Source organism: Bradyrhizobium sp. KBS0727 (assembly GCF_005937885.2).
Taxonomy (GTDB): Bacteria; Pseudomonadota; Alphaproteobacteria; order Rhizobiales; family Xanthobacteraceae; genus Bradyrhizobium.
Genome location: NZ_CP042176.1, coordinates 4,105,644 through 4,123,976, shown reverse-complemented (window position 1 = coordinate 4,123,976; position 18,333 = coordinate 4,105,644). Strand labels below are relative to the sequence as shown.

Here is an 18,333-nt window from a genome sequence, read left to right as displayed (position 1 = left end):
AGTCACGCAATGGGCTGGCGTACCTCTCGTTGGCTGCGGACCCCCCGGGGTTCAGCGGGGGCATACGGGGCGGGGAAGGCATTCAAGGAATGGAAGATTTTGCGCGCGCCCTGACCGATTTCGTGCGCGACCACCAGGGCTGGGCCGCCCCGATCGTGCTTGCGCTGGCGTTCGGCGAGTCACTGGCCTTCATCTCGTTGCTGATACCGGCCTGGGGCGCGCTGGTGGCGATCGGCGCCTTGATCGGTGTGACCGGCATCAGCTTCTGGCCGGTCTGGATCGCTGGCGGCATTGGCGCCGCGCTGGGCGACTGGCTCTCCTACTGGTTCGGTTTCAAATACAAGGAACAGGTCGCCCAGATATGGCCGCTGTCGCGCTTTCCCGAGATACTGCCGCGCGGCGAGGCCTTCGTCAGGAAATGGGGCGTGCCCTCGATTTTCATCGGCCGGTTCTTCGGACCGCTGCGGGCTTCGGTGCCGCTCGCGGCCGGGATTTTCGAGATGTCGTACTGGCAATTCCAGATCGCCAATTTCATCTCGGCGCTGATCTGGTCGGCGGCGCTTTTGCTGTTCGGCGACGTGATCGGCAAGCTCGCCGAATGGCTGTTGCGGGTGGTCTGAAGGGACGAGGGCAGGCGCCGCACCTATGCGGCGTGTTGTACCCCACGGGACGGTGGCTCGGTATCACGCTTCAGCACCTCATATTCTTCCACCATCCGGCGCTGAAAGTGTTCACGTTCAGCCTCAGATCCCGCGGTGTCGTAATGCCAGCGGTAGTGGTCAACGACCTTCTGATGGCCCTCTATGATGAACGTATCCAACTGAAACATGGCCGTCCTCTTCGGCCGCACTCTGATGAGCGGGATCAACTGCGGACAGTGTGAAGGGAAATGTCTCAGCCGTGAGGGCATCGATCGATGCTTGCTCTTGCTGAAGGCGCCGTTCGACATAGCTGCGCTCGAACTCGCTCAGCACGGTTGCAAGCAACCGGCGGTAGCGATGGATATTGTTGCGGTGAGAACGCAGGCGAGCGAGGTTTTCGTCGATCATCGTCGACTCCATGACGGTCTCTTATTTTTCCTTGTCGGGTTGGAAGGGAAGGCCCATGTCGCGCCAGGGCCCGCCCGGTATTGACGGTCATCTCTGGTCAGGCGGCCGCGCATCGCGCCGTTGAGCGCAGTCGCATCGGCTTGCCGCCCGGTGGGTTGCGTGGGCCGCTGCCATCCAGCGCGCAAAGCGCTTCGAGGATGTGGTCGATGTGGACCGGAGCCCTGAGACCGTCAGGCGCGCGCAATGCGGGGCAGGATGCGATGGCGGAAGCGTCGGAAGCCCAGGAAGCGAGAATGGCTCGCTTTTCCGACAGGCTGAGCGCTGGATCGGCAACGACATCGCGGGGATGCTCGAATACCGTGCCGGGATGCAAAAGGGCGTTGAAATCGAAAACGTTGTCGTAAGCGGGCGTCGTCCGCATGGGTGCCTCCATTCATTGACGCGTGGGGAGCGCCGCGCGGGAAGTTCCCGCGCGGCGCAGGCCGGTCCAGACCGCCGGTAAGTTACGCGGCCTTGGATTACGCGGCCTTGGATTCGATTTGGGCGACCTTGGCAGGCGCAGTCCCGTTGATGGCGATGCGGCGCGGCTTCATGGCCTCTGGAATCTCGCGCTGCAATTCGACCAGCAGCAGTCCGTTTTCGAACCGTGCGCCCTTGACCTCGACGTGGTCGGCAAGGGTGAATTGGCGCTTGAAGCTGCGGGTGGAGATGCCGCGATGCAGGAAGGTCTTTTCTTCCTTCTCGGCCTTCTTCCCTTCAAGGGTCAGCACGTTCTGCTCGGCGGTCAGCGTCACCTCGTCCGGCGTATAGCCGGCAAGCGCTACCGAAATCTGGAAACGGTTCTCGTCGAGCTGTTCGATATTATACGGCGGGAAGCTCTCTTCCGCGGTCCGCTGGACCTCGTCGAGAACGTTGAACAGGCGGTCGAAGCCGATGGTCGACCTCCACAGGGGAGTCCAATCATATCTCATAGCCAAATCCTCCTCAGAGCAAGATGGGTACGAGCCGGCGCCGGACACCTGCCGGCGCCCGCCTCAACTACGGGGCCCAAAGGCGCCCCGGCCACACCGGGTGCGGCGAACAAAATAATTGGCAGGCCCGAAAAAAGTTCAAGAGGGGTTCTGAAAAAATTTAGGCCGCCGCCCAAACTGATTAACAGTTGCTTGCCGGCTGACGCTTGCGGCCGGAATAACCCCGCCATACAGGGGTTAGCCGACAAGACAGCGTCATCGCCTTGACGGCGAAACGCTGCTAAAAATGACGCCGCCAACGAGATCAAAAAAAAGCGGGAAAAGCCGCTGATAGCATCGTCTCACAGGGAGGACACCCCATGGAATTGACACGACGTCACATGCTGGCCGGCGCTGCCGGCATCGTCAGCGCGCCGCTGCTACCAGCTCTTTCCGCCCACGCGACCGCCCCGATGGCCGACAAGCAGGCGCCGAGCTTCTATCGCTACAAAGTTGGCGACATCGAGGTGAATCCCATTTTCGACGGCTCGACGACGTTTGCGCTTGCCGAAAGCTTTATCCCCAACGCCAAACTGGACGATGTCAAAGCCGCGCTCGACAAGGCCTTCCTGCCTCAGGACAAGATGACGCTCTTGTTCACGCCGCTTGCCATCAAGATGGGCGGCAAGGTGATTATACTCGACACCGGCATGGGTCCCGACGGACTTGCCGCCAGCAAGGGCACGAACGGCCAGTTCCAGACCAATCTGATCGCTTCAGGGATACCGCTCGAAGCAGTCGATACTGTCGTGATCTCGCATTTCCATGGCGATCACATCAACGGGCTGCTGAACGCGGACGGCAAGCTCGCGTTCCCGAACGCGGAAGTGCTGGTGCCGGCGGTGGAATGGAAATTTTTCATGGACGACGGCGAGATGAGCCGTGCGCCGGAAGGCCGGATGCAGACTGTTTTCAAGAACGCGCGGCGCGTGCTCGAAGCGGGGCTGAAAAAGAAGGCGACGCCTTACGAGTGGGGCAAGGAAGTCGTGCCGGGATTGCTCGCAATGGAAACTCCCGGTCATACGCCCGGACATACTTCGTATGTGCTGTCTTCCGGTGCCGACAAGGTCTTCATCCAGTCCGACGTCACCAATCATCCGGCGCTGTTCGTCGCCAATCCGGGCTGGCGCGCGTTCTTTGACCAGGATGCCGCAATGGCCGAAGCCACCCGCCGCCGGGTCTATGACATGCTGGCCGCCGACAAAATGCGGGTTCAGGGCTTCCACTACCCATTCCCCGGCCTCGGCAACATCGTCAAGGAAGGCAGCGGTTACCGCCTGGTGCCCGCCCAATGGAGCCCGGTGATCTGAGGCCTTGGTGTCATTCCGGGGCGATGCGTAAGCATCGAACCCGGAATCTCGAACTTCCGGGTCTGGTCCTGCGGACCATCCCGGAACGACGGGGGACACCTTGACGAAAATCGGGCGCGGCCTTATAGCCCCGCCCATGATCAACGCCTTGACCATTCTGACCGCCCGCCGCCGCCGCATTCTCGCGGTATGGGCGGACGTCTGCGTTTAGATTGTCGCCCCTGCCGCCGGATCCAGTCCCGCGGCTTTTCCTCTTCCAAAAACGCGGTCTGATCTGGCGGCTCCTACGTTAAGCAGGAGTTCCAAATGTATACGCCTCCGATGTTCAAGTCCGATCGCGCCGCAAGCCTTGCGTTTGCGGAAGCGCGCGGCTTTGGCCTGGCCTGCGCGTGGGATGGCATCAAGCCGATTGCCTCGTCGCTGCCGTTCTATCTTTCCTTTGCCGACGACGGCACGCCGCGGGCGGCGTTTCATGTTGCCCGTAACAATCCGCTGATAAAACTGGCCGACGGGACCACGTCCTGGCTGCTGGCCGTCAGCGGCGCGGATGCCTATGTGTCGCCGGACTGGTATGTCTCGCCGGACCAGGTGCCGACCTGGCTTTATCAAGCGGTGCATCTGACGGGCACGGTACGGCGACTGTCCGACGACGAACTTGCCGAGCAGATCGAGACGCTCAGCGCCAAGTTCGAGGGCCGACTGTTGCCGAAGAAGCCCTGGGTGTCGTCGAAGATGACGGCCGGGCGGCTTGAGGCGATGAAGAAGGCGATCGTGGGTATGGTGATGACGGTGGAGGAGATCGAAGGCAGCTTCAAACTGAACCAGCACAAGTCGGACGCGGATTACACCGCGCTGACCGAAGCGTTGGCCGCGCAGCCCGACGCCGATGCGCGTGTGATCGCCGGCCTGATGCGCGAGGCGCGCCCGCTGGCGTTCCCGGCCAATGCACCACAAACCGATTCAACGATTTCCTCCGAAAGGAATGCGACATGACCGTTTCCGACACCAAGCTGCCGAAAGGCCAGGCCCAGACCGGCGGCACCGCGAAGAAGCCCGTCGTGTTCGTTGACGGCGGCTCCGGGACGACCGGCCTCGGCATTGCCGAGCGGCTCAGCGCGCAGAACGACGTGGCGGTGGCAAGCATCGCCGACGACAAGCGCAAGGATCCGGAAGCGAAGAAGGCGCTGATGAAGGACGTCGACCTCGTGATCCTCTGCCTGCCGGATGACGCCGCGAAGGAGACGGTCAAGCTGATCGACAGCATGGGTACTGCTGCGCCCAAGGTGCTGGATGCCTCGACTGCCTTCCGCGTCGCGCCTGACTGGGCCTACGGCTTTCCGGAACTTGCACCTGACCAGGTCGACAAGATCCGCAACGCGCGCAAAGTCTCGAATCCGGGCTGCTATCCGACTGGTGCGATCGCGCTTTTGCGGCCGCTGGTCGACGCCGGTCTGGTGCCCGCGGACTATCCGGTCACCATCAATGCGGTGAGCGGCTATTCCGGTGGCGGCAAGACGATGATCGCCAGTTTCGAAGACGGCTCGGCGCCGGCTTTCGAACTCTACGGTCTCGGCTTCGAGCACAAGCACCTGCCGGAGACGCAGCTTTACTCGCATCTGACGCGACGGCCGATCTTCGTGCCGTCGGTCGGCAACTACCGGCAGGGCATGCTGGTGTCGGTGCCGCTGCATCTCGACACGCTGCCGGGCAAGCCTGATGGCGCAGCCTTGCAGGCGGCGCTGTCGAAGCGTTACGCCGGGAGCAAATACGTCTCGGTCAAGCCGCTCGACGACGCGACCAGGAACGGAAAGCTCGAGCCGGAGGCACTCAACGAGACCAATATGCTCGAGCTCTACGTGTTCGCCAGCGAGAAGCATCGGCAAGCGGTTTTGGTCGCGCGGCTGGACAATCTCGGCAAGGGCGCGTCGGGGGCGGCGGTGCAGAACATGCGGCTGATGCTGGGGCTTGCGGACGCATAGGGAAGCCGGCCGGTGGACGACGACACGCTGCAATTCTACCGGCGCAATGCCGAGGCTTATGCGCAGCGCGAGATTACCTCGCGCCACGCGCGGATGGCGCGTTTTCTCGCGCAGCTCGCCCCGGGTGCCGCCATCCTCGAACTCGGATGCGGCGCCGGTGGCGATTCCGCGGAAATGCTGGCACGGGGGTTCGATGTTCGGGCGACCGACGGGTCACCGGAATTGGCCGACATCGCCGCCAAGCGTCTCGGCCGTCCGGTCGAGACGCTGCTGTTCGGGGATATCAATGAAGTCGAGGCGTACGACGCGGTCTGGGCCAATGCCTGCCTATTGCACGTTCCCCGCGATCAACTTGCCGACGTTCTGGCGCTGATCTGGCGGGCGCTCAAGCCCGGAGGCTTCTTCTACGCGAGTTACAAGGCTGGCGACGTCGACGGGCGCGATACGCTTAATCGCTACTACAATTATCCGTCGCCGGACTGGCTGCGCGCCACTTACGCCCAGGCGGGGAAGTGGAGTTCACTGGAGATCGAGAGCGGCGAGGTCAGGGGCTTCGACGACAAACAGGCTTCGATGCTGTTTGTCGTCGCAAGGAAGAGCGCCTGAACGCTCGGCCGCTTAGACGATCTTGAAGATCGCCAGCGCCAGCACGGCCTGGGCGATGAAGCCGACGGTGAAGGCCAGCGTGCGAAACACCGGCAGGCCGAGCGTATAGACGATCAGGTGCGCGACGCGGGACCAGAAGTAGACCGCGCAGGCGAGCACGGTCCATTTGGTCGAATAGTCGATCGCGTTGAGGATCAGGACCAGCGGCGCGAAGATGATGAGGTTCTCGATCGCATTGTCATGCGCGAACATCAGCCGGTTGGCCCATTCCGCATGCGGCTTGTCGTTGCGCGACGGGTTGGCCATGGCGCCGCCGAGGCCGCGCACCTGACAGCGATTGAGCACGTAGGGGACCCACAGCAGGCCGGTCAAAATCACGGTCAGAGCCAGCCAGAACAATTCGCGCGTCATGAGTTCCCCCTCAACTGATTTCGAATCCCGGGCTGATGCCCGTTTCCGAAGTTCGTAAACCCTTGCTGCGCCCCCGATACGAACTTCGGAAATAAGAGGGGCATCAACCATCATATACGATTCTAGTGCTGCTCATCGATTTGAAGTTCCTGAGGAGAGCTTGCGGCAACGGTGCAGGAACTTCAAATCGGCAGCACTAGTGGACAATTGTTTATAACCAAGTCTGCGCGTCAGTGCTACGCGCGAACCCGGACGTAGCTGCCGGGTGCGTCCTCGATCGGCGGCATCGCCTCGGAGCCGACCGCGCGCGCCGGCACCCGCTCGGCGTCGAGCCCCTCGAGCCATTGCTGCCAGTCCGGCCACCACGATCCCTTGTGCTCGGTGGCACCCTTGATCCAGTCGGCGAGCTTGATGTTCGTGATGTTGTCGTTGGTCCAGTACTGGTACTTGCCGCCGGCCGGCGGGTTGATCACACCCGCGATATGGCCCGATCCCGACAGCACGTATTTGACCGGGCCGCCGAAGAACTGCGAGCCGTAGAGCACCGAGTCCGCCGGCGCGATGTGATCCTCGCGCGTTGCCAGGTTGTAGACGGGCACCTTGACCTTCGAGAGATCGAGCAGCGTGTTGTCGAGCACCATGCTGCCGGTCGACAGCCGGTTCTCGAGATAGCAGTTGCGCAGGTAATAGGAATGGTTGGCGGCCGGCATCCGCGTCGCGTCGGAATTCCAGTGCAGCAGGTCGAAGGCGGAGGGCGGCTGCCCCTTCAGATAGTTGCTGACGACATAGGACCAGATCAGGTCGTTCGATCGCAGCATGTTGAAGGCCATCGCCATCTTGCCGCCGTCGAGCACGCCGGACGCCTGCATGTCGCGTTCGAGCGCCGAGATCTGGTCTTCGTCGACGAACACGAGCAAATCGCCGGCATGGGTGAAGTCGACCTGGGCGGCGAAGAACGTCGCCGAGGTCACGCGCTGGCGCCGCTTTTCGGCGAGCCATGCCAGTGTCGAGGCGAGCAGGGTGCCGCCGACGCAATAACCGGCGGTGTGGACCTTCAGTTCGCCCGTCACCTTTTCGATCACGTCCATCGCCGTGAGCGGGCCTTCCTTCATGTAGTCGTCGAAGGTCTTCTTGCCGAGTTCCTTGTCCGGGTTGACCCAGGAGATCACGAACACCGTGATGCCCTGATCGACGCACCACTTGATGTAGGATTTTTCCGGCTTGAGATCGAGAATGTAGAACTTGTTGATCCATGGCGGCACGATCAAAAGCGGCGTGCGCAGCACGGTCTCCGTGGCCGGCGTGTACTGGATCAGTTGCATCAGTTCGTTCTGGAAGATCACCTTGCCCGGTGTCGTCGCCATGTTGACGCCGACGACGAGGTTCGACGGATCGGACTGGCGGATGCGCAGCGTGCCGTGTCCGGCCTCGATGTCTTCCGCCAGCATCTTCATGCCGCGAACGAGGTTGCCGCCGTTCGAGGCCAGCGTCTCGCGCAGCACTTCGGGATTGGTGAACACGAAATTCGACGGCGCGATCGCGTTGGTGATCTGCTGGACGTAGAACTCGGCCTTCTTGCGGGTGTGCGGATCGACGCCTTCGGCGTTCTTCACCAACTCCTGCGCCCATTGCGTGGTGAGCAGATAAAGCTGCAGCACGAAGTCGAAGAACTGGTTCGACCGCCACTCCGGATCCTTGAAGCGCTTGTCGCGCGGCGACGGCTCGATCGCGGGCTTCGCCTCCTCGCCGGCCATGCGGCGCACCGCCGAACCCCAGAGATCTAGATAGGCCTTGGCCATCCTGCTCTGCAGATCCGAAGCGCGGTTCTGATCGGACAGCCAGTATTCGGCGACCGTCGAGAAGGTCTTGATGACCTCGCTGATTTCGTTCGGCGGCTTGTCCTTCAACTCGCCGTTCTCGCGCGGCTTGAGGTAGGCCGCGAGCGCTTGTCCGCTGGTCTCCATCGCCTTGGCGATGTTCATGGCGAAGGCTTCGGCGTTGAATGCTTTCGGAGCCTGAGTTTCGGTGTTAACGTCGGTCATGTCAGGGACACTATAACTTCATTTCGGGTTCGTCACCGCGTCGATTGGCGCCAGCGGCGGCCCTTGGGGTTACTTGTGGGCTTCTTGGGTTAATCCTGTTGCACTGCGATATGTTTTCGTCGTTCTGACACATTGAAGCCGCACCGGTCGGATTTGCTGTTCGGGCTTTAATCGTTTCGGACGACAATTGTTTGAACGATTGGTTGGTTGCGTCCGGATGGATGCAGCCACACAAATTCTGCTCTGCAAGGCGCGTACCAGTGCGACCCAAACGTCCGCGGTACACAGTCGGCAAGATGCAGGCGACGGGACAGAGAGCAGGGGACTTCGGGACGGATGCCGGTGGCGCGGACGACGATAAGGTTGTGGTCGATGGCGGCGCTGTTTGCATCGGCGCTGGCGGTAAGCGGCTGCTCGACCCAGATCGCCGATATGCCCGGCGTCGGCGTGCCGTCGGATGCGCCGCAGCGTCCGAAGGAAGCCGGCGGTTACCTGCCGGTCCACGACCTGCCGCCGGACCGCGAGGAGGCGGCGATGAAGCCCGCCGAGCTGGCCAAAATTCAGGCAGAACTGGTAGCGGCGCGTGACCGGCAGGCGTCCACCGGCGCCGGGTCAAAAACCGGCACAAAATGAGCTAAGCGCTGGCGCTGTCCGGCTCCCGTGATAAAAAGAACTCCAATTCAACCGCATAGCGGGTCCAGCGCCGGGACCTTGCGCCTGAATTCGCTCTAAATCATTGATTAAGCGCGACTTCTGGACGAAGCCGAATTCGGCTTCGAAACGCCAAGGGTTCCGCGATTCTGTCCGTAGGGTTGTCGGAGCAAGGTCCCATGGAAGATTTCTATCGTATCCGCCGTCTGCCGCCTTACGTGTTCGAACAGGTCAACCGGGCCAAGGCGGCCGCGCGGAACGCCGGGGCCGACATCATCGACCTCGGCATGGGCAACCCGGACCTGCCGACCCCGCCCCACGTGATCGAGAAACTGAAGGAGACGCTGGGCAAGCCGCGGACCGACCGCTATTCGGCCTCGCGCGGCATCACCGGTCTGCGCAAGGCACAGGCTGCCTATTACGCGCGGCGGTTCGGCGTAAAACTCAATCCCGAAACCCAGGTCGTGGCGACGCTGGGCTCCAAAGAAGGCTTTGCCAACGTGGCGCAGGCGATTACCGCGCCCGGCGACGTCGTGCTGTGCCCCAATCCGAGCTATCCGATCCACGCCTTCGGCTTCCTGATGGCCGGCGGCGTGATCCGCTCGGTGCCGTCGGAGCCGACGCCGCAGTTCTTCGAAGCGGTCGAGCGTGCGATTGCCTACTCGATTCCGAAGCCGATCGCGCTGATCGTCTGCTATCCCTCCAATCCGACCGCCTATGTCGCCGATCTCGATTTCTACCGGGACCTGGTGGCATTCGCGAAGAAGCACGAGATCTTCATCCTGTCGGATCTCGCTTACGCCGAAGTCTATTTCGACGACAAGAACCCGCCGCCCTCGGTGCTCGAGGTTCCCGGCGCGATCGACGTCACCGTCGAGTTCACCTCGATGTCGAAGACATTCTCGATGGCGGGCTGGCGCATGGGATTTGCGGTCGGCAACGAACGGATCATCGCCGCCCTGGCACGGGTGAAATCCTACCTCGATTACGGCGCGTTCACGCCGGTCCAGGTGGCGGCCACCGCCGCGCTGAACGGGCCGGATGATTGTATCAAGGAAATGCGCGATACCTACCGCAAGCGCCGCGACGCGCTGGTGGAGTCGTTTGGCCGGGCAGGGTGGGATATTCCGCCGCCCCAGGCCTCGATGTTCGCCTGGGCGCCGCTGCCGAAGGACTTCCAGAGCGTCGGCAGCATGCAGTTCGCGACCCTGATGGTGGAGAAATCCGGCGTCGTGGTTTCGCCCGGCGTCGCCTTCGGCGAGCACGGCGAGGGCTTTGTTCGCATCGCCATGGTGGAAAACGAGCAGCGAATCCGCCAAGCCGCGCGCGGCGTGCGCCGCTTCCTTGAAAGCGGCATTGAAACGTTGCACAACGTGGTTCCTCTCGCCAACCGGCGCTAATTCCTTTGCAGGTTCTTTAAGTCATGGTCGCACCCCTTAGAGTGGGCATTGCGGGGCTCGGCACTGTCGGCGCCGCGGTCGTCCGTCTTATCGAAGAGCAGGCACGAACGCTGTCGGCGCGCAGCGGGCGCGGCGTCCGCGTGGTGGCCGTCACCGCGCGCTCGAAGGCGAAAAAGCGCTCGCTCCACCTTGATGGCATCGACTGGGTCAAGGGCCCGCTGGCGCTGGCCAACGATCCCCGCATCGATTGCTTCGTCGAACTGATGGGCGGTTCCGGCGAACCGGCGCTGTCGGCGATCGAAGCCGCGCTGAAGAACGGCAAGTCGGTGGTCACCGCCAACAAGGCGCTGATCGCCAAGCACGGCCTGCGGCTGGCCAGGGCGGCCGAGAAGCACGGCGGTGCCCTGAATTTCGAGGCGGCGGTCGGCGCGGCCATCCCCGTCGTCAAGACGCTTCGCGAAGGGTTGGCCGGCACCGGCGTCAATCGCGTCTATGGCATCCTCAACGGCACCTGCAATTACATCCTGACCCGGATGGAGCAGGAGGGCCTGTCGTTCGCCGAATGTCTGAAGGACGCCCAGCGCCTCGGCTATGCCGAAGCCAATCCGTCGTTCGATGTCGACGGCCACGACACAGCGCAGAAGCTGGCGATCCTGGCGAGCCTGGCCTTCGGCACCAAGGTGGCGCAGAGCGCGGTCTATGTCGAAGGCATCTCCTCAATCGCGCCGGAAGATCTGCGCGCCGCGGAGGAACTCGGTTACCGGGTCAAGCTGCTCGGCGTGGCGGTGCGGACCGCCAAGGGCATCGAGCAGCGCGTGCATCCGACCATGGTGCCGAAATCGTCCTCGATCGCGCAGGTGATGGGCGTCACCAATGCCGTGACCATCGACGGTGAAGGCATCCCGCCGATCACGCTGGTCGGTCCCGGCGCCGGCGGTGCGGCAACCGCCTCGGCCGTCGTTGCCGATATCGCCGACGTGGCGCGCGGTATCCGCGCCAAACCGTTCGGGCGTCCGGTGGATCGCCTGCGTGACACCAAAAAGGCGCCGATGGAACGCCACGAGGGCGGCTACTACATTCGCCTGATGGCGCGCGATCTGCCCGGCACGGTTGCCAAGATTGCCACGCGTCTGGCGAAAGAGAAGATTTCGCTGGAGTCGGTCGTCCAGCGCCATCCGGAAGGCGTTGATGCGACGGACGCGGCCAAGAAGGCGTCACCGGTACCGGTGATTTTGATTACCTACGCGACCTCCGAGGACGCGATCCATCGCGCTTTGGAAGCGGTGCAGCGCGACAAGGTAATCAGCGGCCGGCCGCAGGTGATTAGGATCGAAAAGAACTAGCGCGCGTTTTCACACCGGGAAGCGCGAACCAAAAATCGATTGCGGCCCGAGGGGGCTGCCACGAAGCTCTAAGGGAGTTGCAGAGATGTCGACCCATATTTCGGTTCCGCCGCAGCTATTGCTCGAGCGCATTCTGACGCTCGAGATCGTGCGCGTGACGGAACGCGCGGCGGTGTCGGCGGCGCGGCTGCGCGGCCATGGTCAGGAAAAGGCGGCCGACCAGGCCGCGGTGGACGCGATGCGCCGCGAGCTCAACAAGCTGCCGATCGAAGGCACCGTCGTGATCGGCGAGGGTGAGCGCGACGAAGCGCCGATGCTCTATATCGGCGAGAAGGTCGGCCTCAACGCCGGCCCGCAGGTCGATATCGCGGTCGATCCGCTCGAAGGCACGACGCTGTGCGCCAAGAACATGCCGGGCGCGATCGCGACCATGGCGGTGGCCGACGGCGGCACGCTGTTGCACGCGCCCGACGTCTACATGCAGAAGATCGCGGTCGGTCCGGGCTACAAGAAGGGCGTGGTCGAACTCGACGCTTCGCCCGCCGACAACGTCCGCCGGCTCGCCAAGGCCAAGGGCGTCGACGCTTCCGCGATCACGGTGCTGGTGCTCGATCGTCCGCGCCACGCCGACATCATCTCGGGCGTCCGCGGCACCGGCGCGGCGGTGCGCCTGATCACCGACGGCGACGTTGCCGGCGTCATTCACTGCGCCGATCCTGATAATACGGGCGTCGACATGTATATCGGCACCGGCGGCGCGCCCGAGGGCGTGCTGGCGGCGGCCGCATTGCGCTGCATCGGTGGCCAGATGCAGTGCCGGCTGATCCTCGACAGCGAGGAGAAGCGCGAGCGCGCCCACAAGATGGGAGTGAAGGACCCGAAGTTCATCTACGGCATCGAGGACATGGTGAGGGGCGACTGCCTGTTTGCCGCTACTGGCGTCACCACCGGTTCGCTGCTCTCGGGCGTCAAGTTCCGCAAGCACGTGATTGAGACCGACACCGTCGTGATGCGTTCGGTCACCGGCACCGTGCGCTACATCAGGGCCGAGCACCGTCAGCTCGACAAGTTCCACCTGGATTGAGGGGTGCCATGTCCAACGTCGTCATTCGCCCCGTCGGCAACGACGAGCGGGCGGCCTGGGAGCCACTGTGGAACGGCTATCTCGCGTTCTACAAGGCAACGCTGGCGCCCGGCGCCAGTGACGTCGCATGGCAGCGGTTTCACGATCCCGACGAGCCGATGTTCCTGCTCGGCGCCTATGTCGACGGCAAGCTGACCGGCATCGTGCAATACCTGTTTCACCGGTCGAGCTGGACGGTCGGCAATTACTGCTATCTGCAGGACCTGTTCGTCGCCGACACCGCGCGGGGGCTCGGCCTTGGCCGGGCTTTGATTGAAGCCGTGTATGCGAAGGCGAAAGCGGCCGGCGCCAGCCGCGTGCACTGGCTGACGCAGACCACCAACGCCCAGGCGCGGATTCTCTACGACCAGGTCGCCGACGATTCCGGGTTTATGCAGTATCGCAAGCTGTTCTAGTTTTGGTCGTTCCGGGGCGCGCGAAGCGCGAACCCGGAACCTCGAGATTCCGGGTTCGCTTCGCGCCCCGGAATGACAACAAGAACAAAAACGGGAGTGAACATGTCTGAGATTTCCGGGGTGAAGGCGCTGGTGTTCGATGTGTTCGGCACCTGCGTCGACTGGCGCACCAGCCTGATCAACGATTTCACCAAATGGTCGGAGACGTCAGGCATCAAGGCCGACTGGACCGCGTTGGTCGACGGCTGGCGGGCGGTCTATGCCGCCTCGATGGACGAGGTGCGCAAGCATCCCGAGCGCGGCTACATGATCCTGGATACGCTGCACCGGCAGTCGCTGGAAAAGCTGGTCGCGCAGTTTTCGATTCCGGGCTTGAAGGAAGCCGACCTGCATCACCTGACGATGGGCTGGCACCGGCTGCACGCCTGGCCGGACACGGTGGCGGGCCTGACCCGGCTGAAGACCAAATACATCATCTCGCCGCTCTCCAACGGCAACGTCGCGCTCTTGACCAACATGGCGAAATTCGCCGGTCTGCCGTGGGACCTGGTGATGTCGGCGGAATTGTTCGAGCATTACAAGCCCGATCCGGAAACCTATCTCGGCGCCGCAAAGCTGCTGTGCCTGAAGCCGGAGCAGGTGATGATGGTCGCCGCCCACAACAACGACCTCAAGGCCGCGCAGAAACTCGGCCTCAAGACCGCTTTCATCCCGCGTCCGACCGAATACGGCCCGCACCAGAAATATGATTTCGAGGCAAAGGGCGACTGGGACGTCGTCGCCAAGGATTTTGGCGGCATCGCCGACAAGATGGGGTGCTGAGGCGGCAGGCGTCCTGGACGCAGCGCGCATGCGCAGTGTCCGAATTGGGATTGAGTAATGTCCTACAGGTCGAACGATGAGTTCTTTGAGGCACTGAAGGCCCTCGTCAACGGTTGGTGCGACAAGCGTTCTCTTTCGCCCCTTTCACGCGTCCTTGGCCCTTACTTAAGCTTCAACGGATTGACGGATGGATGGGCTGAACTTGCGCTAGGCCTGAAAAGCGTCCGCGCTGAGGATCGTGACAAACTTACCGCCGAAGAGATGGCGGTCGTTAACGACCTCATTCCAGGGGTGCAGTCCAGTGCACTCAATTAATTGATCTTGCGTTTGCGCGCATCCTCGCGGAGGCCGCCCTCGAACAGGGGTGGGAACGAAAGCGCCAAACGGAGAATTAAGTGCACTGAAGATCATCTAGCCGGCCTTCGCGACCAAGAAGGCGGTGGAGCTAAGGTGAATTCGCAATCAACGAATCACTTTTGGCGACGAGGAGGCGAAGATGATGTATAGCGGAATTGATCTGCATTCGAACAACAGCGTCGTCGCGATTATCGACGATGCTGATCGGGTTGTGGCGCAGAAGCGCCTGCCCAACGACATCGCGAAGATCGTAGGCTTTCTGGCTCGATGGCAAGACGAATTGGCCGGCGTGGTGGTCGAGTCGACCTACAACTGGTATTGGCTGGTCGACGGTTTGCGGGATGCGGACTTCCACGTGCATCTCGCCAACACGGCGGCGATCAAGCAGTACGAAGGACTGAAGCACAGCGGCGATGAGACCGATGCGCAGCACCTTGCGCACCTGCTGCGATTGGGAATCCTGCCGACGGGTACGATCCTGCCGAGGGAGCATCGCGTCGTGCGCGATCTGGCGCGCAAGCGCATGCAGCTGGTGCAGTCATGCACGGCACATGTCCTGGCGGTGGAAAACATCATGGCCAGGCAGCTCGGTGGGCGGATGACCAGCAATCAGATCAAGCGGCTGACCGACGATACGATCGACAGCCTGCCACTGGCGGCGGATGTAGGCTTGGCAATCAAGGCCAACGTTGCCGTCATCGCGACACTGCAGTCACAGGTCGAGGTTCTGGAGAAGCGCCTACAAGAACGCGTCAAGCCCCGACCGCAATACGGCTTGTTAACTAGCGTGCCGGGCATCGGCCAGACGCTCGCCACCGTCATTCTTCTGGAAACCGGTCCGATCGATCGGTTTGCCGACGTCAGCAACTTTGCGTCCTATGCGCGCTGTGTCGACAGCGTGCACACCAGCAATCGCAAGAAGAAGGGCGAAGGCAACGTCAAGAACGGCAACAGATATCTTGCCTGGGCCTTCGTCGAGGCGGCGAACTTCGCCAGGCGCTTTTGCCCCGAGGCCAGGCGTTTCCACGAGCGCAAGAAGGCCAAGACCAACAACGTTGTCGCCACCAAGGCGTTGGCGCACAAGCTGGCGCGCGCCAGCTATCACATTCTGAAGGAGGGCAAGCCGTTCGACGTAACGCGTTGCTTTGCCTGAGAGACGACGGCGATCCGGCAAGCCACGTACGGTGACTGGGGCTGCAACCAGCTGCACTGAATTGGACGCCGGATCGCCGTCACCAGCTGTTGTGACAGCGGATCGCCCGCACCGTAAGCCATCCGGAGATTGGCACCGGCCTGCCGGCAACCACGGTTCTGTGAAACTCTATTGGATACGGGCGGTACCAACGTTCTTCTGGGGCGGCCATGCCGCCAGGGCGCAGGCCTCACTCGGGCCGATGCTTGATCCTGATGGGTGTCTGGCGCGATCCGCGATGCGGACTCAGCCATTAAACGAAGAAACGGGCGCGGTACGCGCACAGTAACTGAAAGCGACCAATCAAAGCCGTTGGCAGCTAGCGCTGCCAAAAAAATTTGCTCTGTATCTTGACGACCGGCCGGCTAATGGGTGTCACCGTAACGCCAAAGTGATCTCGCCAGACTTTCCAGTTTTGCGGACTGACGAGTTTTGGTCCATTGGCAGCCCCTGACTGAACCGCAATGGCGTGAACCGGCTGATCCGCCAGCTCCCAACTTGCCGAAACTGCATAGCATGGGCCTAGCGATCTGCGAGATTGGTGATGCCGCCTAGAACGGTGGTTGACGTTTAGCGACGCATCGCCGTCTCCGTCTAAAGTTTGCTCTCAGATGACGGTCAATGGAGGATTGGAACATGAAGCTCCGTCTACTGATATCGAGTGCGCTGGCTTCCAGCATAGTCCTGGCGGGCGCATTCTTGCCAGCTTCCGCGCAACAGCCACAAAAGCCCAACATCGTTGTCATCATGGGCGACGATATCGGGATGTGGAATATCGGAGCCTATCACCAGGGCCTGATGGCCGGCCGAACTCCCAACCTCGACAAGATCGCCAAGGAGGGCATGAGGTTTACCGACTACTATGCCGAGGCAAGTTGCACCGCCGGTCGCGCGAACTTCATTACCGGGGAGCTACCGATCCGCACCGGCATGACCACGGTCGGTCAAGCTGGCGCGTCGGTCGGCTTGCCGGCTGAGGCGGTGACCATTGCGACCGTGTTGAAATCGATGGGTTACGCCACCGGCCAGTTCGGCAAGAATCACCTTGGCGACAAGAACGAATTCCTGCCGACCGTCCACGGCTTCGACGAGTTCTTCGGCTACTTATATCACCTCGATGCGATGGAAGATCCGGCACATCCCAACTATCCGCAGAACCTGCTGAATGTCGTCGGACCGCGCAACATGGTCCACAGCTACGCCACCGACAAGGACGATCCCACCGAGATGCCGCGTTGGGGCAAGATCGGCATGCAAAGGATCGAGGATGCCGGCACGCTCTATCCCAAGCGCATGGAAACGGTGGATGACGAGATTCGCGACTTTGCCATCAATTTCATGGACAAGGCCAAGAAGGACAACAAGCCTTTCTTCGTCTGGCTCAATCCGACGCGCATGCACATCGTTACGCATCTCTCCCCAAAATATGAAGCGATGCGCAACGCGGAGAACGGCTGGTCGGAAGAGGAAGCCGGCATGGCCCAGCTCGATGACGACATCGGCTTGGTGATGAAGAAGCTCAAGGATATGGGCGTCGACGACAACACCATCGTCGTCTTCACCACCGACAACGGCACGGAAGTCTTTACCTGGCCCGATGGCGGTCAGACGCCGTTCGCGCAATCCAAGGGAACCGTCCTTGAGGGCGGCTTCCGCGTGCCGGCTATCATTCGCTGGCCAGGCAAGGTACCGGCGGACACGGTGCAGAACGGAATCTTCTCCGGACTGGACTGGTTGCCGACTTTCGTGGCCGCGGCAGGCAATCCGAACATCACCGATGAATTACTGAAGGGCAAGGAGATCGGCGGCCGGACCTACAAGAACCATCTGGATGGCTACAACCAGATGGCCGCCATCACCGGCAAAGGACCATCAGCGCGTCACGAAATTTTCTACCTCGGTGAGAGTACCGTCGGCGCGGTGCGTATAGACGACTATAAGTTCCGCTTCATAGATCAGCCCGCCGGCTGGTTGGGCGAAAAAACCAAGCCGGACGTGCCCTACATCACCAACCTTCGGCTGGACCCGTTCGAGCGCACGGGTTGGCCAAACAAGGGGACGAAAGAAGGCGCGCAGCAATACTTCGATTGGTTCAAATTCCAATTCTGGCGATTCGTGTTTGTTCAGGAGGTGATGGGCAAGGCACTCCAAACCTTCATCGAGTACCCGCCAATGCAGCGTGGCGCGAGCTTCAATCTTGACGCGATCAAAGCGGAAATGGCGAAGAAGATGGAGCAGGCGCAAGCGGCCGCGAAAGGCCCTAGCCAGTAATGGAGACGACCTGACGGAAGAGGTGGGCGGCTTGTGCATACAGGTCGCCTGCCTGTAACCGCGAACCCCGCTTCAATTGCGTTTTGGCTGATGAAAGGTGCCGTTTCCGCAGCAGTGGCTCAAGATCGTCAGTGGGGTCAACGAATTACGACACAATGAACTTCAGTGCCCGAGTGATTTCGCCAGACTTTCCAGGAATTGCGGTGCCAGTGCACTCAATTAATTGATCTTGCGTTTGCGCGCATCCTCGCGGAGTTCGAACTCGAACAGAGGCTGAGAATGGAAAGCGCCAAACGGAGAATCAAGTGCACTGGACTGCACCCCTTGAATGAGACACGCTAATTTCTGTGA

Annotated in this window: 19 protein-coding genes; 14 read left to right on the top strand and 5 right to left on the bottom strand. The window is 61.8% G+C overall.

The features are described from left to right. The first annotated feature begins 89 nt into the window (after positions 1-89). Positions 90-620 (top strand): DedA family protein, encoded by a 531-nt coding sequence (locus tag FFI89_RS19170; RefSeq protein ID WP_138835464.1) that lies wholly within the window; start codon positions 90-92, stop codon positions 618-620. A 159-nt stretch (positions 621-779) separates the two neighbouring features. On the opposite strand, the gene FFI89_RS19165 is transcribed toward FFI89_RS19170, so the two are convergent. The 3 genes from FFI89_RS19165 to FFI89_RS19155 all read right to left on the bottom strand — a co-directional run bounded on the left by FFI89_RS19165 (position 780) and on the right by FFI89_RS19155 (position 2,020). Continuing rightward, positions 780-1,049: a hypothetical protein gene (locus tag FFI89_RS19165; RefSeq protein WP_138829257.1), complete on the bottom strand. Its 270-nt coding sequence runs from the start codon at positions 1,047-1,049 to the stop codon at positions 780-782. A gap of 97 nt (positions 1,050-1,146) precedes the next feature. Further along, positions 1,147-1,470, bottom strand: a complete 324-nt coding sequence (locus FFI89_RS19160) for a hypothetical protein (protein ID WP_138829256.1) — start codon at positions 1,468-1,470, stop codon at positions 1,147-1,149. A 97-nt stretch (positions 1,471-1,567) separates the two neighbouring features. Further along, on the bottom strand, positions 1,568-2,020 hold the full coding sequence (locus tag FFI89_RS19155; RefSeq protein ID WP_138829255.1) for an Hsp20 family protein: 453 nt from the start codon (positions 2,018-2,020) through the stop codon (positions 1,568-1,570). Between the two features lie 359 nt (positions 2,021-2,379). On the opposite strand from FFI89_RS19155, the gene FFI89_RS19150 reads away from it, so the two are divergent. The 4 genes from FFI89_RS19150 (at position 2,380) to FFI89_RS19135 (ending at position 5,954) form a co-directional block, all read left to right on the top strand. After that, on the top strand, positions 2,380-3,369 hold the full coding sequence (locus tag FFI89_RS19150; RefSeq protein WP_138829254.1) for an MBL fold metallo-hydrolase: 990 nt from the start codon (positions 2,380-2,382) through the stop codon (positions 3,367-3,369). Positions 3,370-3,675: 306 nt separating this feature from the next. Then, positions 3,676-4,362, top strand: coding sequence for an FMN-binding negative transcriptional regulator (locus tag FFI89_RS19145; RefSeq protein WP_138829253.1), 687 nt, complete (start codon positions 3,676-3,678; stop codon positions 4,360-4,362). After that, complete coding sequence (gene argC, locus FFI89_RS19140; RefSeq protein ID WP_138829252.1) at positions 4,359-5,348, top strand: N-acetyl-gamma-glutamyl-phosphate reductase; 990 nt, start codon at positions 4,359-4,361, stop codon at positions 5,346-5,348. Before FFI89_RS19145 ends, argC begins: the two co-directional genes overlap by 4 nt. Before the next feature lie 12 nt (positions 5,349-5,360). After that, on the top strand, positions 5,361-5,954 hold the full coding sequence (locus FFI89_RS19135; protein ID WP_138829251.1) for a bifunctional 2-polyprenyl-6-hydroxyphenol methylase/3-demethylubiquinol 3-O-methyltransferase UbiG: 594 nt from the start codon (positions 5,361-5,363) through the stop codon (positions 5,952-5,954). A 12-nt stretch (positions 5,955-5,966) separates the two neighbouring features. Here FFI89_RS19135 and FFI89_RS19130 read toward each other — a convergent pair whose 3' ends face one another. Together FFI89_RS19130 and FFI89_RS19125 are read right to left on the bottom strand one after the other, a co-directional pair. Beyond that, positions 5,967-6,365, bottom strand: a complete 399-nt coding sequence (locus tag FFI89_RS19130) for an MAPEG family protein (RefSeq protein WP_138829250.1) — start codon at positions 6,363-6,365, stop codon at positions 5,967-5,969. A gap of 236 nt (positions 6,366-6,601) precedes the next feature. Beyond that, the gene (locus FFI89_RS19125) at positions 6,602-8,407 is read right to left on the bottom strand and encodes an alpha/beta hydrolase (RefSeq protein WP_138829249.1); all 1,806 of its coding nucleotides are present in this window, start codon (positions 8,405-8,407) and stop codon (positions 6,602-6,604) included. 336 nt (positions 8,408-8,743) lie between these two features. Here FFI89_RS19125 and FFI89_RS19120 point away from each other — a divergent pair, with 336 nt between their 5' ends. The 9 genes from FFI89_RS19120 to FFI89_RS19080 all read left to right on the top strand — a co-directional run bounded on the left by FFI89_RS19120 (position 8,744) and on the right by FFI89_RS19080 (position 17,982). Beyond that, positions 8,744-9,040, top strand: coding sequence for a hypothetical protein (locus FFI89_RS19120; RefSeq protein WP_138829248.1), 297 nt, complete (start codon positions 8,744-8,746; stop codon positions 9,038-9,040). A 197-nt stretch (positions 9,041-9,237) separates the two neighbouring features. Then, positions 9,238-10,458, top strand: coding sequence for an LL-diaminopimelate aminotransferase (locus tag FFI89_RS19115; RefSeq protein WP_138829247.1), 1,221 nt, complete (start codon positions 9,238-9,240; stop codon positions 10,456-10,458). A gap of 23 nt (positions 10,459-10,481) precedes the next feature. Next, entirely contained in the window at positions 10,482-11,801 is a 1,320-nt protein-coding gene (locus FFI89_RS19110) for a homoserine dehydrogenase (protein ID WP_138829246.1), read from the top strand. 85 nt (positions 11,802-11,886) lie between these two features. Further along, complete coding sequence (gene glpX, locus FFI89_RS19105; protein ID WP_138829245.1) at positions 11,887-12,885, top strand: class II fructose-bisphosphatase; 999 nt, start codon at positions 11,887-11,889, stop codon at positions 12,883-12,885. 8 nt (positions 12,886-12,893) lie between these two features. Beyond that, positions 12,894-13,340: a GNAT family N-acetyltransferase gene (locus FFI89_RS19100; protein WP_138829244.1), complete on the top strand. Its 447-nt coding sequence runs from the start codon at positions 12,894-12,896 to the stop codon at positions 13,338-13,340. A gap of 102 nt (positions 13,341-13,442) precedes the next feature. After that, positions 13,443-14,162, top strand: a complete 720-nt coding sequence (locus FFI89_RS19095; RefSeq protein ID WP_138829243.1) for a haloacid dehalogenase type II — start codon at positions 13,443-13,445, stop codon at positions 14,160-14,162. Positions 14,163-14,219: 57 nt separating this feature from the next. Next, positions 14,220-14,477, top strand: a complete 258-nt coding sequence (locus FFI89_RS19090) for a hypothetical protein (protein ID WP_138829242.1) — start codon at positions 14,220-14,222, stop codon at positions 14,475-14,477. 181 nt (positions 14,478-14,658) lie between these two features. Beyond that, positions 14,659-15,672 carry an IS110 family transposase gene (locus FFI89_RS19085; protein WP_138829241.1) on the top strand — a complete coding sequence of 338 codons (1,014 nt, stop codon included), beginning with the start codon at positions 14,659-14,661 and terminating at the stop codon, positions 15,670-15,672. 675 nt (positions 15,673-16,347) lie between these two features. Next, positions 16,348-17,982, top strand: coding sequence for an arylsulfatase (locus tag FFI89_RS19080; protein WP_138829240.1), 1,635 nt, complete (start codon positions 16,348-16,350; stop codon positions 17,980-17,982). The last annotated feature ends 351 nt before the right edge of the window (positions 17,983-18,333 follow it).

What these genes read in the sequence shown, in the direction of transcription:
- glpX (WP_138829245.1), top strand. Translation starts at nt 11,887, where the DNA reads ATGTCGACCCATATTTCGGTTCCGCCGCAGCTATTGCTCGAGCGCATT.
- FFI89_RS19115 (WP_138829247.1), top strand. Translation starts at nt 9,238, where the DNA reads ATGGAAGATTTCTATCGTATCCGCCGTCTGCCGCCTTACGTGTTCGAA.
- FFI89_RS19145 (WP_138829253.1), top strand. Translation starts at nt 3,676, where the DNA reads ATGTATACGCCTCCGATGTTCAAGTCCGATCGCGCCGCAAGCCTTGCG.
- FFI89_RS19080 (WP_138829240.1), top strand. Translation starts at nt 16,348, where the DNA reads ATGAAGCTCCGTCTACTGATATCGAGTGCGCTGGCTTCCAGCATAGTC.
- FFI89_RS19085 (WP_138829241.1), top strand. Translation starts at nt 14,659, where the DNA reads ATGATGTATAGCGGAATTGATCTGCATTCGAACAACAGCGTCGTCGCG.
- FFI89_RS19110 (WP_138829246.1), top strand. Translation starts at nt 10,482, where the DNA reads ATGGTCGCACCCCTTAGAGTGGGCATTGCGGGGCTCGGCACTGTCGGC.
- FFI89_RS19160 (WP_138829256.1), bottom strand. Translation starts at nt 1,470, where the DNA reads ATGCGGACGACGCCCGCTTACGACAACGTTTTCGATTTCAACGCCCTT.
- FFI89_RS19155 (WP_138829255.1), bottom strand. Translation starts at nt 2,020, where the DNA reads ATGAGATATGATTGGACTCCCCTGTGGAGGTCGACCATCGGCTTCGAC.
- argC (WP_138829252.1), top strand. Translation starts at nt 4,359, where the DNA reads ATGACCGTTTCCGACACCAAGCTGCCGAAAGGCCAGGCCCAGACCGGC.
- FFI89_RS19150 (WP_138829254.1), top strand. Translation starts at nt 2,380, where the DNA reads ATGGAATTGACACGACGTCACATGCTGGCCGGCGCTGCCGGCATCGTC.
- FFI89_RS19165 (WP_138829257.1), bottom strand. Translation starts at nt 1,049, where the DNA reads ATGATCGACGAAAACCTCGCTCGCCTGCGTTCTCACCGCAACAATATC.
- FFI89_RS19125 (WP_138829249.1), bottom strand. Translation starts at nt 8,407, where the DNA reads ATGACCGACGTTAACACCGAAACTCAGGCTCCGAAAGCATTCAACGCC.
- FFI89_RS19100 (WP_138829244.1), top strand. Translation starts at nt 12,894, where the DNA reads ATGTCCAACGTCGTCATTCGCCCCGTCGGCAACGACGAGCGGGCGGCC.
- FFI89_RS19170 (WP_138835464.1), top strand. Translation starts at nt 90, where the DNA reads ATGGAAGATTTTGCGCGCGCCCTGACCGATTTCGTGCGCGACCACCAG.
- FFI89_RS19090 (WP_138829242.1), top strand. Translation starts at nt 14,220, where the DNA reads ATGTCCTACAGGTCGAACGATGAGTTCTTTGAGGCACTGAAGGCCCTC.
- FFI89_RS19130 (WP_138829250.1), bottom strand. Translation starts at nt 6,365, where the DNA reads ATGACGCGCGAATTGTTCTGGCTGGCTCTGACCGTGATTTTGACCGGC.
- FFI89_RS19095 (WP_138829243.1), top strand. Translation starts at nt 13,443, where the DNA reads ATGTCTGAGATTTCCGGGGTGAAGGCGCTGGTGTTCGATGTGTTCGGC.
- FFI89_RS19120 (WP_138829248.1), top strand. Translation starts at nt 8,744, where the DNA reads ATGCCGGTGGCGCGGACGACGATAAGGTTGTGGTCGATGGCGGCGCTG.